Genomic DNA, 15,092 nt, shown 5'->3' with positions numbered 1-15,092 from the left:
TTTATTGAAATGCAGGATGTTGAGAAACAAGAAGAGAGGTACTATTCGTCAGAATAATACCTCTCTTCTTGTATATAATCGGTTGTAAATATTTAATCGACAGTCTGAAAGTGCCGATTCTATTGATAATCAGTTGTTTATATTCCTGTGGACTGTTTAAAATCTATAAACTTCTATTTTATTGTAGCAACTTCTCTTTTCGGAAGCATTTTCTTACTGCGATTTTTTACTACTTTTATTTGCGGTACAGGCTTTTTTTCGATAGTATCTGCTCGTACAATTGGCGTTGGTGCGGGTGGAGTTTCGGGTTTCACTCCAGCAGCGATTGGGGTTGATTGCTCAGGTGTAATTGCTGGTTCGGTTGCCATTGTGGCTACTTCGACTTTTGGATTAATTGTACTCACCTTTGCAACTCTTTCACTAATGCCACTGTCCATTTTTGATGCTTCGCATTGTTTGATGGCATCATCAATTTCTTTATGATTCCAACCATCGGCTTTGCCTTGTTCGTATAGAGCCACGGCTTTTTCAAGCATTAAATTTACTTCTTTTGCTGAGTTTTGTTTCAACGCCAATTTGTGCCAATAAGTTGCTTCTTCGATTGACATTTGAGGCAACATCGGTGCATGAAAATCATCAGGGTTTATTTCGAGTAACTCTCGAAGTTTGGTTTTTGCATCATAATATTGTTTGGAAGCACGTAAATCGAGAAATTGTTTGGTGAGAGCAATGGCTTGATTACATCTTTGAGCAAACTGATTTTCGCTCAGATTTGTGCCATAAAGATTACGGTATAAAAAAAATGCTTTGTAGTAATCACCTTTTTGGAAAAGTTCGTCGGCGTAAGCACGGTGTGTTTGAGAGAAGCTAACGAGTGGGAAAAATAAACCCACCAGAAGCATACGATTCATGGTTTTAAAGTACTTGTTCATTGTCTTTTAAAATAATTATGGGGAAAGGACAAGTCAAGGTACAATCATCGTATCGAAAAGGAGTTTTATGAGTAAATTTTTTAAGGTATTTTGGATTTATAACGGCTGAAGAGCTGGTTTTATTGTTGTTGGATTCAAACATTCAATAGAATCGGGTGTGGAAGTATACAACCCGACCCGATTCTGTCAGTGTATTATATTTTAGTCAAGTGCATAAGCGTAGCCAAACCTCTGATTGTTCGGCGAGAAGTACCTTTGATATATACTTCACCCGTAATTTCGGCTACATGTTTTTCACGGTCAACGCTCATTACCGTAAAAATCACTTCGTATTCGGTATCAACAAACATCGGAAAAAGATACTCGGTTTCTTGTTTCATATATACCGAACCTTCACCTGGAAATTCCATTCCCAAAATACGAGTAAATACACTACTACTTAAATGTCCGTGAATAATCGGACGCTTGAAACGAGTTGTAGCTGCAAATTCGGCATCGAGGTGCAAAGGATTTTTATCGCCTGTTACTTCGGCAAATTTTATCACATCTTCTTGTGAAAAGCTAAAGCTTTGACGGTAAGTATCGCCTATTTCTAAAAGCATATTGAGTCTTGTTTTCTTAAATAATCGCCAAAAATAGTAATAAAAAAAGCCACCCCAAAAGGAGCAGCATTTTTTATTGTGATACTGGTGTTATCTACTAATAAGGTATGTGTATTCAGTAATTTTGTATCGTTTTTTCTATTTAGCCAAATTTATGTTCATCGCTGGTATTGGAGCTTGTACACCCTGAGCGTCAAATTGTCGTTTGATATTTTCTTGCATGAAATAATATACATCCCAGTAGCTGGCACTTTTGCACCACGGACGCACATCGAATTTGATGATACCTGTTTCTAAGCAATTGACCAAAACATCGGTTGGTTTATCTTTTAAGATCAATGGGCAACTATTGGCCACTTCGTTTACTACTTTTCGCACTTTATCAATGCTTTCCGAACCAGAAACATTGAATTGCATATCAACTCTGATTTCGCCTTGTCCCGAAATATTTGTTATCGGCCCAGAGGTAATTGAGCCGTTCGGAATAATAATTCTTTTATTATCAAGGGTTTTTAAAATAGTCGTGAAAACTTGAATTTCTTCTACTTCACCCGTAAATCCAGCCACAGTCACTAAATCGCCGACTTTATATGGCTTAAAAATTAAGACCAAAACTCCACTCGCAAAATGACCAAGACTACCTTGAAGAGCCAAACCAACTGCTAAGCCTGCTCCACCAATCAAGGCTACAAAAGATGTAGTTTCAATACCGAACATTCCTGCAACGGTAATCAATAAAACAACTTTCAGTAAAACATTAAGAATAGAACCTAAAAAAGGGATGATACTTTCATCAACGTGGCGATTTCTAAGTACTTTTTGTAACAGGCCTGTAATCCATGTAATAACTTTTAAGCCCACGATGAGCGTGACAACGGCCAGCAAAATTTTAGGGGCATATTGCAGGGCCATTGAGATAAATTGGTCAGTGTATTTTTCCATAAGATGAGCAAAAATTGTTTTGAGATATGGTTAAGACCAAACTTTATTGAAGAAGTAACAAATACATTGGAGTTTTTTCTGCACTAAATTAAAACTGTTGAAAAACATTTACTATTTTGGGGTAGCTTCTGGTTTTGCCAGCTTTCTTTGTAATTGGTTGATTATTATTTACTTGTCTGTAAACAGAACGAGGCTGCCAATTTTGGATTGACAGCCTCGTTCTGCTTTTTTAGCAAATAACTAATTATTGATTTCCTTTTGGAGCAGGATTTATTGTTACCTCAACTGGTTTTCTTGGCGAAGCAACTGACGGCGAAACAACATTTGGCTGTTTGCTATCAACCATCGTTGGTATTGGCGATGTTGTTTCTTCCATCGGCACTTTTGTTTCTTTAATCGAAGCTTCACATTGTTTAATAGCCAACACAGACTCTTCCATTAAACCCTCTTTGGCAGCTTGATAATAATATGCCATTGCTTTTTTGAGCATATCGGCCGTAGCGGCTGGTGTACGCTGACGCATCGCCAAACGCTGCAATTCTGTCCCTTGTGCCAACGTAATGTGAGCGATTTGCCCACGATTTGGGTCGTTAGGATTCAAATTTACTAATTCCAATAAATTTTCTTTGGCAGGTGCGTATCTTTGCAGAGCAAAATAATCTTTAAATTTTTTGGTAAGATACAATGCGTGCGAACTATTTTTTATTTGTTCCGTAATTTGGCTTGCCGCTTCAAATTCTGGTAAATTTGCACATTCACGGTATTTAAAGAAGGCATCCCAATAACGTCCTGATTTAAAATAACTATCAGCTTCATCGAGCATATACGCACGAGATACTTGAGCATTACTTGCCAATGGCAGTAAAATAATCCAAGAATTGAGTGTAATAAAACGAAGCAGTTTCATAAATTATAATAGATTTAAGCCATTAATTTAAACAAGAAAACGAATATAAAGGTTTGAATCTCAATAAATTATAGTTTTTTGGTTGCCAATTGTTTCAATACGCTTTATATAACGTATTTTATCGCAAAATTATTGAATAATTACCATTAAAAACAATTTGCCTTTGCAAAAATTCATAGTTGATATAAAGAGTTTTATCGCTCAAAACACCGATTTAGTGATTGAAGAAAACCCTGTTGGCTTTCCATATACACCTTTTAGCTATTTATTTTTTCCTGAAAGAAGTTTAGTCTTGCATTGTGTGTCGTTAAAAAATGTGGTCGATGATGCAATTTTTTTTCAGAAAATTGGCCAACTACTTGCCCAAAAAGAAATTAGAGTTATTCATCTTTGGGAAGACGTTTGGCAAACCAAACGAAGCATCGTTGAATCGAGATTGATGTCGATATTTGGGAAGAGCGAAACCATTCCCGCTCGACTCACCCAAGTCCAGCGAATAGATAAGCCAACTTTGGATAAATTTCTGATAAACAACCATTTACAGAGCAAAGTCAGTGCCAAATTGAAATACGGATTGTTTTTGCCCAGTCGTTATTTTAGAGTTATTCAGAACGAAAAAGTTTTGTTTGAAAACGCTCATAAAGAGGCATTTTTGGTAGCAGTAGCCTCATTTAGCAATGCCAAAAAGTTTATCAGAGAAGGACAAGAATATCGCTCTTACGAACTGATTCGATTTGCTAATTATAAAGGTTTTACGGTGGTTGGCGGACTGAACAAACTCTTGAAAGTGTTTATTGACGAACACGCTCCAGACGATATTATGACTTATGCCGATGCCGATTGGTCGGACGGAACAAATTATGAAAAAATAGGTTTTGAGAGAATAGAATTAACGCCTCCACTGAGTTTTGAGCTTGATTATGAGACTTTTATAAGGAAATTGGCTAATGAAAATACAAAAACAAAGATTTATAACTCAGGAAATTGGAAGTTTTTGATGAAATTGAAAGATGATGCAGAAACAGAATAATCAGCCCTTAATCGTGATTTTAGGGCCAACGGCTTCGGGAAAAACGAAATTGGCGGTCAACGTTGCATCAAAACTTAATGGCGAAATCATCAGTGCTGATAGCCGACAAGTTTATCGAGGAATGAATATCGGGACTGGTAAAGATTATGAAGAATATTTACCCGTTTTCAAGCAAAATAAAGATTGGCCAGCAGGCATTGAAGGTGTACATCTGATTGATAATATTGAGGCAGGCGATAGTTATAATGTGGCGTTTTTTCAACGAGATTTTCAGAAGGCTTATCAAGATATTATTGCTCGAAATAAAACTCCTATTCTGTGTGGCGGAACAGGTATGTATATTGAAGCAGTCTTGCGAAACTATGAAGATACACAAGTGCCTGTCAGTCAGAAGTTTAGGGATGAGTTGTCGTTGAGAACTGACGAAGAATTAGAAAATATTTTTCAAGAAAATTATGCCCAAGTAAATCAAAATGCTGATATTTCGACACGGAAAAGATTGATTCGTGCTATAGAGGTTGGAGAGTTTAAGATGCGAGGTTTTGGAACAAAAAGTGAAATATTACTTATGTCTCAGCAAAACGCAGCCCATTCACCATTCATCATTCATCATTCACCATTAATTTTTGGCATAGAAATTCCAGTAGAAATTCGCCGAGAAAGAATCACGAAACGCTTGCATGACCGCCTACAAAATGGCATGATTAAAGAAGTAAAAGCTTTGCTCGAAAGCGGAATTTCGGCCGAAAAATTAATTTTCTACGGCCTTGAATATAAGTTTATTACCGAGTATTTAGTTGGCGATTTATCTTACGATGAAATGGCAAAACGCCTCGAAATAGCGATTCACCAATTTGCCAAACGTCAAATGACATTTTTCAGAAGTATGGAACGCAAAGGCATCAAAATCAATTGGTTAGATGGAATGCAGTCTGTGGAAGAAATGATCAGCCAGTTGCTCGAAACTCTCAATCATTAATAGAAACATTATTCATTATCAATTATTCATTCAAAATCATGCGTACAGTAGCCATTTTTATTTTCGATGATGTAGAAGTGCTTGACTTCACAGGCCCTTTTGAGATTTTTGGTGTAACAGGAAAACAAAATGGCGGAGCTGGACTTTTTGAAGTCTTCACGGTGGCCGAAAAACCGAAAATTGCCGCCCGAAATAACCTAATCGTAGAGGCTACTTATACTTTTGAAAACTGTCCAACACCTGATATTTTATTGATTCCAGGTGGTGGTGGATTCAGACCCGACGGAACGCCTTTCGGTACTCGTCGAGAAATGAATAACCAAAAACTGCTTGATTGGGTGCGAGAAATGAATGATAAAGTAGAATTATTGCTATCCGTTTGCACAGGTTCATTGATTTTGGCAAAAGCTGGTTTGCTCGAAGGGCTTTCGGCCACAACCCACTTTAAGGCCGTAGAACAAATGCGAGAAGCTGCTCCAAATACCCAACTTTTCCCTGAAAAACGTTGGGTTGACAATGGTCGAATTATTTTGTCGGCAGGAGTTTCGGCAGGAATTGATATGTCGTTGTATGTAGTTTCAAAACTTCATGGTGAAGCTGCTGCGGTTGATACGGCTACTTATATTCAGTATGATTATTGGGTGTAAAAACCAACGTCGGCAAGGTTTTAGACCCACAGTGGAACTGCTTGCCGACGTTATCAAATACCTAAAATTTTTTCACCGAATTGATATCCATCACTAAGTAACTCCCATCTATATTCGTAAAGTTGAGTTTTACGAAGCCATACTCTTCGTTGTAGTAGGCCACGAGACGAGTTTCACCTACCGAACTTTGGGCGTTGGCATCAATAATGAAGCATTTCAAGAAACCAATATTAGTTTTGATAGTCTGAATATCTCGTATGCGGTAGCTACTGCTGACTTCAACTGCACCTTGCCAAGTTTTCCATTTATCACTACCACCCACATCGCTGGTAGTGTAGGTGCTGTACCAAGTGTTATCTTTGACGAGTGGCTCACGAATTTCGGGGTGTGGATTTAACTCTGTTATCAAAAAATGTCCTTCTGTTGGTGGTGTTATCGAAATATCGCTACATACTTCTACTAATCCAGTTTGTTCGTGTTTCATCCCTCGACGTTCTTTACTCAGATAGTCATACTGTAGGAGCGAGGCTTTCCCGAAATAATCGCCCGCTTTTACAGTCATAGCCAAGTAATGAATGGCTGTATAATCTTGCTCGAAAGTTAGCTTTGATTTACGTTCGAGTTTCCAACTCAGGTCAAAAGGAGCAATGTGTTCGGGTTTGGTGTAGAGTTTTACGAGTAAAGTATCTTTCTCTTTCAGAAAATAATATTTGTAATAAAATTGGCGGTATTGTTTATACACGGTATTATCATCAGACAAATGCTTCATTTCTTCAAAGCTTTGACCGACTGTATTTTGTAAAGAAAACCAGCAAATAGATATAAAAATAACTAATCTCATAACAACTTCGAGACAATGTATGCCTTAACTTCTTCAAAATCAGTGCCATAAAACCACTCAAACGAATCCTGATTCTTAAACCAGGTCATTTGGCGTTTGGCATATCTTCTCGAATTTCTTTTTAAAAGGTCCACCATTGTCTGGTAGTTATAATTTCCATCAAGATATTCAAAAACTTCCTTATATCCAACAGTTTGTAGGGCATTGTGGTGTTTATAAGGTATTAGAGCCTTTACTTCTTCCATCAAACCATTTTTCAGCATCAAATCCATGCGGAGATTGATGCGTTCGTATAGTTGCTCACGTGGGCGTTCGATACCAATTTTGATGGTATTAAAACTTCGTTCGATACTGCTTTTTTTATGGAATGAAGAAAACGGTCGGCCAGTACTCAGACAAACTTCTAAAGCTCTCACCACTCTTTGAGAGTTTTGCAAATCGGCGGTTTCACAATATTCGGGGTCGAGTTGTCGGAGTTCTTCGGCCATTGTTTCCAATTCGCCTTTTTCCAATCTTTGCATCAATTCTTCTCGCAAAGCCAACGGAGCTTCGGGCATTTCGTCGAGTCCGTCGGTGATGGCTTTCACAAAAAGCCCCGACCCCCCCGTCATAATAGCCATTTTTTTTCGCTTAAAAATATCATTTTCGAGTAATTTGATAGCATCTCGCTCGAAATCCCCAGCACTATAATATTCATTGATACTATGCGAATTAATGAAATGATGTACTACACCATCCATTTCTTCGGGCGTAGGTTTGGCTGTTCCGATACTCAATTCTTGATAAAATTGTCGAGAATCGCACGAGAGAATTTCGGTATCGAATGCCTTGGCGAGTTTTACACACAAATCGGTTTTGCCGACGGCCGTAGGCCCGACGATTATTATTAGGTTACTTTTTGAATTGCTTGAAGTCAAAATTTCTAAAAATATTTTTTTGTTAATCAATAAATTCTCAAAATTAAGATATTCTTAGCAAATTGTTTTAAATTTATTCCGAACGGGCGGCGTTCCGCTTCGCTCATTCACTAATTCATCATTGAAAAATATGGAATTTTTGCTTTTTCTTGTCGCCATTGCTATCGGAGGAATTGCCGCATGGCAGATTTTCAATTGGATGTACGGAAAAAAACTGCGTGATAATAAAGAAGAACTTCGCCAGGAATCAACGCTTCTGCTCGAACGTATCGAAAAAGTTTTCAAAGTCGTAATGGCCGAAGGTTATTTCACTGAAATCTACGACCACAGCAGCAAAAAAGAGTTTATGGGCTTTTTTAAAGTGAATAAAAAAGCATTGGTGGTTTCGAGAGCGAAAGTTTCGGTAGGTTTTGATTTTGGAAAAATGAAAGTAAAGCGAGATGAAACCACCCGAAAGTTAATAGTTGAGCAGTTTCCCGAAGCAGAAATTTTGTCGATTGATACTGATTATAAATTTTATGATATTGACCAAGGTTGGCTCAATAAATTCAACCACGAAGATTATACCAATATCTTGAATGAAGCCAAAAAAGTGATGCAAGAAAAAGCCCTAACCAGCGATTTGCCTAAAGTTGCAAACCGACAAGTAGGGCTAATGATGAATCAGTTGGCCGCTTCGATGAACTGGGAAGTTGAGTTTAAGCAGTTACCCATTTTTGAACAAAAAACGCTCGCCGAATTCACTGATTTTCAAGAAGTTAAAGAATAAATCATTTCGATTCTTTGAGAATTTTGAACAATAATTCTGGCTCGTTGGTAGTAATAAATTCAAATTTTTGATTCAGCAAATTCTTCATTTCGGTTTCATCGTTTACCGTCCAAGCATTTAAGATAAGTTTATTTTTGAGTGCTGCGGCTGCCCAATCAGGGTTCTTTTTGAACACCGAAAAATGGTAATCAATGCCATCAATTTTATCGGCTAAAATCTGGTCAGGCGATTTATCTCCGTTCAAATGCTGGGTGCTTGCATTGGGTTTTATCTCTTCGATTCGCTTCAAAATATCGTAATCAAAGCTGATGTAAACCGTTATGGCTTCGGCTTTTAGGTCTTTCACGAGTTTCAAAACCTTGTCAGCAATCAATTTTCCTCTTTCTTTACTTGCAGAAGGTTTGATTTCGCAAACTAATCTTGTAGTGGTATTGTTTTCTTTACCAGCCAGAATATATTCTCTTAAAGTCGGTAATTTTTCACCGTTTGAAAGTGGCATTTTTGCCAATTCTGCATAAGTAGTTTTCTCGATTTCGAGTTTATTAAAATGCGGGTCGTGGTTGATAATCAGCGAATCGTCGATTGTCATTCTAACATCAAATTCTGAACCCGTACAGCCCAATCTGATGGCTTCTTTGAGCGATGCTATTGAATTTTCGGGAAGTTTTTGGACTTTCCAAGCTCCACGGTGAGCCACAACTGGATTATCAGCAAATTTGATTTTTGGAGCTGTGGGTTTAGAAACCGTACAAGCGTTTAAGGCAATGATAGAGGATAGTAAAAGAATACTTTTTTTCATGTCGTGAAGTTTTTTCGATAAAAGTACAAAATGCTTGATGAATGAGGGAGGTCCTTAACGAAAAGATAATCTTAGCTCTTCAACCACATCGGATTACTTTTTAAGACTTTGGTATAAATTTCACAACTTTCATCGTGGGCATTAGGTAAATATCCAATACTCATCAAAAACTCATTCACAATTTCGCCACCTGTAAACTTAAATGTTTTCTTGAAAACCTTTATCCATTCGGTTTTTGTTTTTGGGTGATGTGATGCCAGCCAGTTTCCAAACGAACCGTGTTCTTTTTGTAAATTCAAAATTGTTTTGGCATTTTCGACGGCGGCATTGACTTTTAGTCGATTGCGGATAATGCCCGAATCTGCCAAAAGCCGTTCACGGTCAGCTTCGGTGTAGGCTGCTACTTTCTGAATATCGAAATTATCGTACGCTGCTCTGAAAGAGGCTTCTTTTCTGAGAATAGTTTCCCAACTCAATCCAGCTTGATTGATTTCAAAGATGAGTCGGCAGAATAGCTCGTTATCATCATGAATCGGAAAACCGTATTGGTGGTCGTGGTAGGCTTTATGTAAGGCTTGTCTTTCGCCCGACATTGATTTGATAGCTGTGCAATATGACATTTTGATTAAGCAGGAGAGTGATATAGTTTTAAATAAAAACGGACATAATTGCTTGAAATACAAGGAATTATGTCCGTTAGTAGCTCCGAGGGGAATCGAACCCCTATCTAAAGTTTAGGAAACTTCTATTCTATCCGTTGAACTACAGAGCCATTCACATTAAAGGGGTGAAATCAGTTTCACTCCTTTAATATTTCAACAAAAATAAAAAGAATTTGTTTTAATACATCAATCAACTCCAATTTCATCAACAAATAACCAAGCGGGACTGCCTTTACCAGGGTGATTGTCTGGAAGTTTGCCGTAATTTTGAGCAACAACTTTTACATAACGCCCTTTTTTACCATAAATTCCTACGCTTAATTGTTGCACCACTTTTTCTTCACCTTCTAAATTACCCAATGGCATTTTCTTGGCACTTGTAAATTTCTTACCATCTTCCGAAACCAGAACTTCCACTTCACGAGGCAGCATAATCCATGAAGATTTTGCTCGCAAGAAAGCAAACGAAACCGTTTGTAGGTTCATTACTTGGCCTAAATCAATCGTTACATCAAGGTTTTTGCCTTCAAAACCTACCCAAGTGTCCAAATTTCCAGCTTCTCCTTTTACGCCATTGGTTAGACCGTAAGTTTCACCGCCAAGATATTTGGTTGGCTGGCTCGCCAACGTATATTTCCGTCCAGTTGATTTATTGATGTAATAATATTTGCTCATATCCTTGCCCAATTTCTGTCCGTTAGCTGTAAAAGCTGCTGCTCTAACCGTTGCATCTTTAGTCACGATTACACCCGTTGGCTGATAAATCAATGAACTCGCCGTTGGCTCTGTGCCATCAATGGTGTATCTGAGAACTGCCCCATTATCAGCGGTTTTGAGCTGTACAGCCACTTGACTTTTAGCGTTTACTGATGAACTTGCTGAAACATCATAGTACGCATTTGAATAATTAACTGCCAAAAATCTAAGACGCTCAAAGTGTGTTTTTAGGCGAGTCGTAAAATCTTTGTAATCTTTGGCAGTATTGGCTGTCCAACCCACTTCGGCCAAAGCCGATGCTCTCGGAAACACCATATATTCGGCATGGCTTGTGGTGACAATGTATTCAGTCCAAACGTTGCCTTGTACGCCCAAAATATGTTTGGCTTGCTCGGCCGTAATTCCCGCAGGAATTGGGTTGTACGAATATACTTTTTCGAGTGGTAAAAATCCACCGATTGCCACTGGTTCCGATGATGGGTCCGACTGATACGCATCTAAATAGCAGTGGCTTCCAGGGGTCATGATGGCATCGTGGTTTTGTTTCACGGCTTCAATTCCGCCTTCAATACCTCTCCACGACATGATTGTGGCGTTTGGCGAAATTCCCCCTTCTAAAATTTCGTCCCAACCAATCATTTTTTTGCCTTTCGAGGTCAAAAATTTGTCTATTCTTTTGATAAAATAACTTTGCAATTCGTGTTCGTCTTTCAAGCCTTCTTTTTTCATTAATTCCTGACAAAATGGACTGTTTTTCCACGAAACTTTCGGGCATTCATCGCCGCCGATATGTACATAATTACTTGGGAATAAGCCAATTACTTCGTTCAGAACATCTTCTAAGAAAGAAAAAGTTTGTTCGGTCGGGCAGAAAACATCATCATAAACGCCCCATTTTACACCTACTTCATAAGGGCCTTTTGAGCAACCTAATTCTGGATAACTTGCCAAAGCCGCCATTGCATGACCGGGCATTTCGATTTCGGGAATCACGTTTACGAATTTCTTTTGGGCGTATTTTACTACTTCCGATATTTGTTCTTGGGTATAAAATCCACCGTAAGGTTTGCCGTCAAAACGCTGGTCGGTGAAATGTCCTTTCATTGATTCTTTGCGTTTTGAGCCAATTTCGGTTAATTTTGGATATTTTTTTATTTCAATTCTCCAACCTTGGTCGTCGGTTAGGTGCCAATGAAACGTATTCATTTTGTGCAAAGCCAGCAAATCAATATATTTTTTGATAAACGAAACAGGGAAGAAATGACGGCTCACATCAAGCATCAAACCACGATACCCAAACTGTGGGCGGTCATAAATCGAACAATTCGGAATACTCCATTTTACACCATTGGCCGCCGAACTGCTATAAATTTCGGTAGGAAGTAATTGCAAAAGACTTTGTAAAGCATAAAATTCGCCCTTTGCCGTTGAGGCCGACATCACCACACTATTAGTTTCTACTTTTAGTGTGTAATCTTCTTCGCCCAACGTTTTGTCGCCCGATTTTGGACTAAGTGGCATAAAGATAATGGCTTTTGTATTGGCAGGAGCAAAGCCCGTAAGGTCAAATTCTTCGATGTTGAGTGTCATACCAGAAGTAATCAGAAAACGTTCGGCGAGCATCTCGGCCAACGGACGTAAATCTGGGTTATTTCTCGGAATCAGAATCTTGGTTTGGGCATTGACTACGAATGAGCCAGCCGTTTGTACGAGTTGTGTAGGTTTCGGAATGATTGCGTATTTGTTCTGTGCAATACTATAAAACGATAAAGCAATGAGGCCAATTACGCCAAAAAAATTCTTCATGGTGCTTTGGAGGGGTTTATTGAATTTTTAGGAAAACGAAATTCGGCTTTTCGTGGTATAATTGCAAACAAAAATTTATTTTTTTATTAATTAACATAATAATAAAATATTTTAGCAATAAAAGCTGTTTCATAAGTGAAATTCAAACCTGTAAGGTCTGAAAAGACCTTGCAGGTTTTGTGATGGTGTAGGTTTTTTTTAGCGATGCTTTATAGTTATCTTTGCAGTCCAAAAAGAGAAACGAATGGCAAAAGATAATTATTTAGAGAAACTCAACCCACCACAAAGAGAAGCAGTAACACACCCCGAAGGCCCATTGATGATTATTGCGGGTGCAGGCTCGGGCAAAACCCGTGTGCTTACATACCGCATTGCGTGGCTGATTGAGCAAGGAGTTGACCCTTTCAATATTTTGTCGTTGACGTTTACCAACAAAGCGGCGGGCGAAATGCGTCAGCGTATCGAGGCCGTTATCGGAAACGATGCCAAAAATCTTTGGATGGGAACTTTTCACTCAGTTTTTGCCAAAATCTTGCGTTTTGAAGGGAAAAGACTGGGTTATACCTCTGATTTTACGATTTACGATACCGACGATTCAAAATCTTTGATGCGAACAATCATTAAAGAATTGGGTCTGGACGATAAAACTTACAAGCCAAACTACGTACTCAATCGAATTTCGAGTGCCAAAAATGCCTTGGTTTCGTGGGAGGCTTACGCCAATAATCCCGTGTATATGGAAGACGATAAAGCCGCCCGAATGCCCGAAATCGGCCGACTTTATAAGATGTACGTGTTGCGTTGTTTCCAAGCAAACGCCATGGATTTTGATGATTTGCTTTATAATACGAACGTACTTTTCCGTGACCACCTCGATGTGCTGAATAAATATCAACATAAGTTTAAGCACGTCATGGTCGATGAGTTTCAAGATACCAACGTTTCGCAGTATCTGATTACTCGTAAACTTTCGTCGGTGCATCAGAATATCTGTATCGTGGGCGATGATGCCCAAAGTATCTATGCCTTCCGTGGGGCAAATATTCAAAATATCTTGAATTTTAAGGCCGATTACCCCGATTTGAAAGTCGTGAAACTCGAACAAAACTACCGTTCGACCCAAACGATTGTCAATGCGGCCAATTCGGTCATTGCTCGAAATAAAGAACAATTGGAGAAAAATGTTTTCTCAGAAAACGAAGAAGGAAGTAAAATCGAAGTCATAAAAGCCGCTTCTGATAACGAAGAAGGGCGTTTGATTGCCACCAATATTTTTGAAGAGAAAAACAATCATAGTTTAAAAAATACCGATTTTGCGATTCTTTACCGCACAAATGCCCAGTCGAGGGCTTTTGAGGAAGCACTAAGAAAACTCAATATCAAGTACCGAATCATCGGAGGTTTATCTTTCTACCAACGAAAAGAAATCAAAGATTTGTTGGCGTATCTTCGTTTCACGATAAATCAGAATGATGAAGAAGCTTTCAAACGCATCATTAATTTACCAAAACGTGGCATTGGCGATACAACAGTTGCCAAAATCGTGGTGACGGCCGCCGAAAATGGCAAGTCGGTTTGGGAAGTGGTGAGCAATATCAATCAATACATTGCTGGGCGTGCCGCTCAGACGATTGATGATTTTGCGACACTCATTAAAAGTTATGGTCTATTGATTGAAGAAGGCAAAGATGCCCACACGGTGGCTTCATACATTGCCAAAACTTCGGGACTTTTGAAGGAATTGTACGATGATAAAACCGTTGAAGGTTTGGCTCGCTACGAAAATATTCAAGAATTACTCAACTCAATTAAGCAATTTGTTGATAATCCAGAAAACGAGGAAGTAACCTTGAGTGCGTTTTTGCAGACAGTTACGCTCATGACCACCGCCGACCAAGAAGATGAAGATGGCGACCACGACCGTGTGACCCTCATGACGATTCACGGAGCAAAAGGTTTGGAGTTTAAGTATGTCTATATTGTTGGTTTGGAAGAAAACCTTTTTCCATCGCAAATGATGCTCTCGAAACGCAGCGATTTGGAAGAAGAACGTCGTTTGTTTTACGTGGCCATCACCCGTGCCGAAAAGAAATTGACTTTGAGCTATGCCGAGAGTCGTTATAACTATGGTCGTTTGAACTACTGCGAACCAAGTCGTTTTTTAGAAGAAATCGACCCAAAATACTTGCAAATTTCAAGAAGTAGAGTGATTTCTTACGGAAACAGCGATGTGAGAAATGACCGCCCAGCTACGAGTTCGCCAGTTCCGTCAGGATTTACGAAAAAAGAAACCCTAATTTCTAATTTAAGACCTGTACAGAAAGCTGCTCCAGTAAACCACACACCAACTGGTGATTTTGTGGCGAGCGATACGTCAAACCTAAAAGCAGGAGACAAGGTAGAACATCCGAAGTTTGGCTATGGTTTGGTTACTAAAATGGACATAAACGGCAACGACCGTAAGGCAACCATTAAATTTGATACACAAGGAGAAAAAACCTTATTGTTGAGCTTTGCGAAGTTGAGAATTGTGGAAGAGTAG

Annotated in this window: 14 protein-coding genes and 1 tRNA gene; 5 read left to right on the top strand and 10 right to left on the bottom strand. The window is 38.8% G+C overall.

Annotation, left to right across the window (positions count from 1 at the left end; translation table 11 throughout):
• Positions 1-173: 173 nt before the first annotated feature.
• From ABR854_RS02640 to ABR854_RS02625, 4 genes are all read right to left on the bottom strand, one after another.
• Entirely contained in the window at positions 174-932 is a 759-nt protein-coding gene (locus tag ABR854_RS02640; RefSeq protein WP_350263796.1) for a hypothetical protein, read from the bottom strand.
• Between the two features lie 194 nt (positions 933-1,126).
• Positions 1,127-1,534: a MaoC family dehydratase gene (locus ABR854_RS02635; protein ID WP_188764685.1), complete on the bottom strand. Its 408-nt coding sequence runs from the start codon at positions 1,532-1,534 to the stop codon at positions 1,127-1,129.
• Between the two features lie 138 nt (positions 1,535-1,672).
• Entirely contained in the window at positions 1,673-2,476 is an 804-nt protein-coding gene (locus ABR854_RS02630; protein ID WP_350263795.1) for a mechanosensitive ion channel family protein, read from the bottom strand.
• A 244-nt stretch (positions 2,477-2,720) separates the two neighbouring features.
• On the bottom strand, positions 2,721-3,383 hold the full coding sequence (locus ABR854_RS02625) for a hypothetical protein (RefSeq protein ID WP_350263794.1): 663 nt from the start codon (positions 3,381-3,383) through the stop codon (positions 2,721-2,723).
• 163 nt (positions 3,384-3,546) lie between these two features.
• On the opposite strand from ABR854_RS02625, the gene ABR854_RS02620 reads away from it, so the two are divergent.
• From ABR854_RS02620 to ABR854_RS02610, 3 genes are read left to right on the top strand one after another with little or no spacing between them, the layout of a single operon-like run.
• Complete coding sequence (locus tag ABR854_RS02620) at positions 3,547-4,413, top strand: PDDEXK family nuclease (RefSeq protein WP_350263793.1); 867 nt, start codon at positions 3,547-3,549, stop codon at positions 4,411-4,413.
• Positions 4,394-5,392, top strand: a complete 999-nt coding sequence (gene miaA / locus ABR854_RS02615; protein ID WP_350263792.1) for a tRNA (adenosine(37)-N6)-dimethylallyltransferase MiaA — start codon at positions 4,394-4,396, stop codon at positions 5,390-5,392. The genes ABR854_RS02620 and miaA (ABR854_RS02615) overlap by 20 nt, the downstream gene beginning before the upstream one ends.
• A 38-nt stretch (positions 5,393-5,430) precedes the next feature.
• The gene (locus ABR854_RS02610) at positions 5,431-6,039 is read left to right on the top strand and encodes a DJ-1/PfpI family protein (RefSeq protein WP_350263791.1); all 609 of its coding nucleotides are present in this window, start codon (positions 5,431-5,433) and stop codon (positions 6,037-6,039) included.
• A gap of 61 nt (positions 6,040-6,100) precedes the next feature.
• Here the strand turns inward: ABR854_RS02610 and ABR854_RS02605 are convergent, their stop codons facing one another.
• Complete coding sequence (locus ABR854_RS02605) at positions 6,101-6,808, bottom strand: hypothetical protein (protein WP_350263790.1); 708 nt, start codon at positions 6,806-6,808, stop codon at positions 6,101-6,103.
• A 68-nt stretch (positions 6,809-6,876) separates the two neighbouring features.
• Positions 6,877-7,797, bottom strand: a complete 921-nt coding sequence (gene miaA, locus ABR854_RS02600; RefSeq protein WP_350263789.1) for a tRNA (adenosine(37)-N6)-dimethylallyltransferase MiaA — start codon at positions 7,795-7,797, stop codon at positions 6,877-6,879.
• Between the two features lie 130 nt (positions 7,798-7,927).
• Here miaA (ABR854_RS02600) and ABR854_RS02595 point away from each other — a divergent pair, with 130 nt between their 5' ends.
• On the top strand, positions 7,928-8,566 hold the full coding sequence (locus ABR854_RS02595) for a DUF4230 domain-containing protein (protein ID WP_350263788.1): 639 nt from the start codon (positions 7,928-7,930) through the stop codon (positions 8,564-8,566).
• A gap of 1 nt (position 8,567) precedes the next feature.
• On the opposite strand, the gene ABR854_RS02590 is transcribed toward ABR854_RS02595, so the two are convergent.
• The 4 genes from ABR854_RS02590 to ABR854_RS02575 all read right to left on the bottom strand — a co-directional run bounded on the left by ABR854_RS02590 (position 8,568) and on the right by ABR854_RS02575 (position 12,550).
• Positions 8,568-9,365, bottom strand: coding sequence for a glycerophosphodiester phosphodiesterase (locus ABR854_RS02590; RefSeq protein WP_350263787.1), 798 nt, complete (start codon positions 9,363-9,365; stop codon positions 8,568-8,570).
• Positions 9,366-9,436: 71 nt separating this feature from the next.
• Positions 9,437-9,985: a DNA-3-methyladenine glycosylase I gene (locus tag ABR854_RS02585; RefSeq protein ID WP_350263786.1), complete on the bottom strand. Its 549-nt coding sequence runs from the start codon at positions 9,983-9,985 to the stop codon at positions 9,437-9,439.
• A gap of 80 nt (positions 9,986-10,065) precedes the next feature.
• Positions 10,066-10,137, bottom strand: a tRNA-Arg gene (locus tag ABR854_RS02580).
• A gap of 76 nt (positions 10,138-10,213) precedes the next feature.
• The gene (locus ABR854_RS02575; RefSeq protein WP_350263785.1) at positions 10,214-12,550 is read right to left on the bottom strand and encodes a glycoside hydrolase family 20 protein; all 2,337 of its coding nucleotides are present in this window, start codon (positions 12,548-12,550) and stop codon (positions 10,214-10,216) included.
• Between the two features lie 244 nt (positions 12,551-12,794).
• Here ABR854_RS02575 and ABR854_RS02570 point away from each other — a divergent pair, with 244 nt between their 5' ends.
• On the top strand, positions 12,795-15,092 hold the full coding sequence (locus tag ABR854_RS02570; protein WP_350263784.1) for an ATP-dependent helicase: 2,298 nt from the start codon (positions 12,795-12,797) through the stop codon (positions 15,090-15,092).

The sequence above is a fragment of the Emticicia sp. W12TSBA100-4 genome (genome assembly GCF_040253585.1).
GTDB lineage: Bacteria > Bacteroidota > Bacteroidia > Cytophagales > Spirosomataceae > Emticicia.
Note: the sequence above shows the minus strand (reverse complement) of the source record. Positions and strands in the feature narration are given on the sequence as shown.

Bases quoted from the DNA above. Each gene is read 5' to 3' on its own strand.
- ABR854_RS02570 (WP_350263784.1), top strand. From the start codon at position 12,795: ATGGCAAAAGATAATTATTTAGAGAAACTCAACCCACCACAAAGAGAA.
- ABR854_RS02625 (WP_350263794.1), bottom strand. From the start codon at position 3,383: ATGAAACTGCTTCGTTTTATTACACTCAATTCTTGGATTATTTTACTG.
- miaA (WP_350263792.1), top strand. From the start codon at position 4,394: ATGATGCAGAAACAGAATAATCAGCCCTTAATCGTGATTTTAGGGCCA.
- ABR854_RS02630 (WP_350263795.1), bottom strand. From the start codon at position 2,476: ATGGAAAAATACACTGACCAATTTATCTCAATGGCCCTGCAATATGCC.
- ABR854_RS02590 (WP_350263787.1), bottom strand. From the start codon at position 9,365: ATGAAAAAAAGTATTCTTTTACTATCCTCTATCATTGCCTTAAACGCT.
- ABR854_RS02635 (WP_188764685.1), bottom strand. From the start codon at position 1,534: ATGCTTTTAGAAATAGGCGATACTTACCGTCAAAGCTTTAGCTTTTCA.
- ABR854_RS02575 (WP_350263785.1), bottom strand. From the start codon at position 12,550: ATGAAGAATTTTTTTGGCGTAATTGGCCTCATTGCTTTATCGTTTTAT.
- ABR854_RS02595 (WP_350263788.1), top strand. From the start codon at position 7,928: ATGGAATTTTTGCTTTTTCTTGTCGCCATTGCTATCGGAGGAATTGCC.
- ABR854_RS02585 (WP_350263786.1), bottom strand. From the start codon at position 9,985: ATGTCATATTGCACAGCTATCAAATCAATGTCGGGCGAAAGACAAGCC.
- ABR854_RS02610 (WP_350263791.1), top strand. From the start codon at position 5,431: ATGCGTACAGTAGCCATTTTTATTTTCGATGATGTAGAAGTGCTTGAC.
- ABR854_RS02605 (WP_350263790.1), bottom strand. From the start codon at position 6,808: ATGAAGCATTTGTCTGATGATAATACCGTGTATAAACAATACCGCCAA.
- ABR854_RS02640 (WP_350263796.1), bottom strand. From the start codon at position 932: ATGAACAAGTACTTTAAAACCATGAATCGTATGCTTCTGGTGGGTTTA.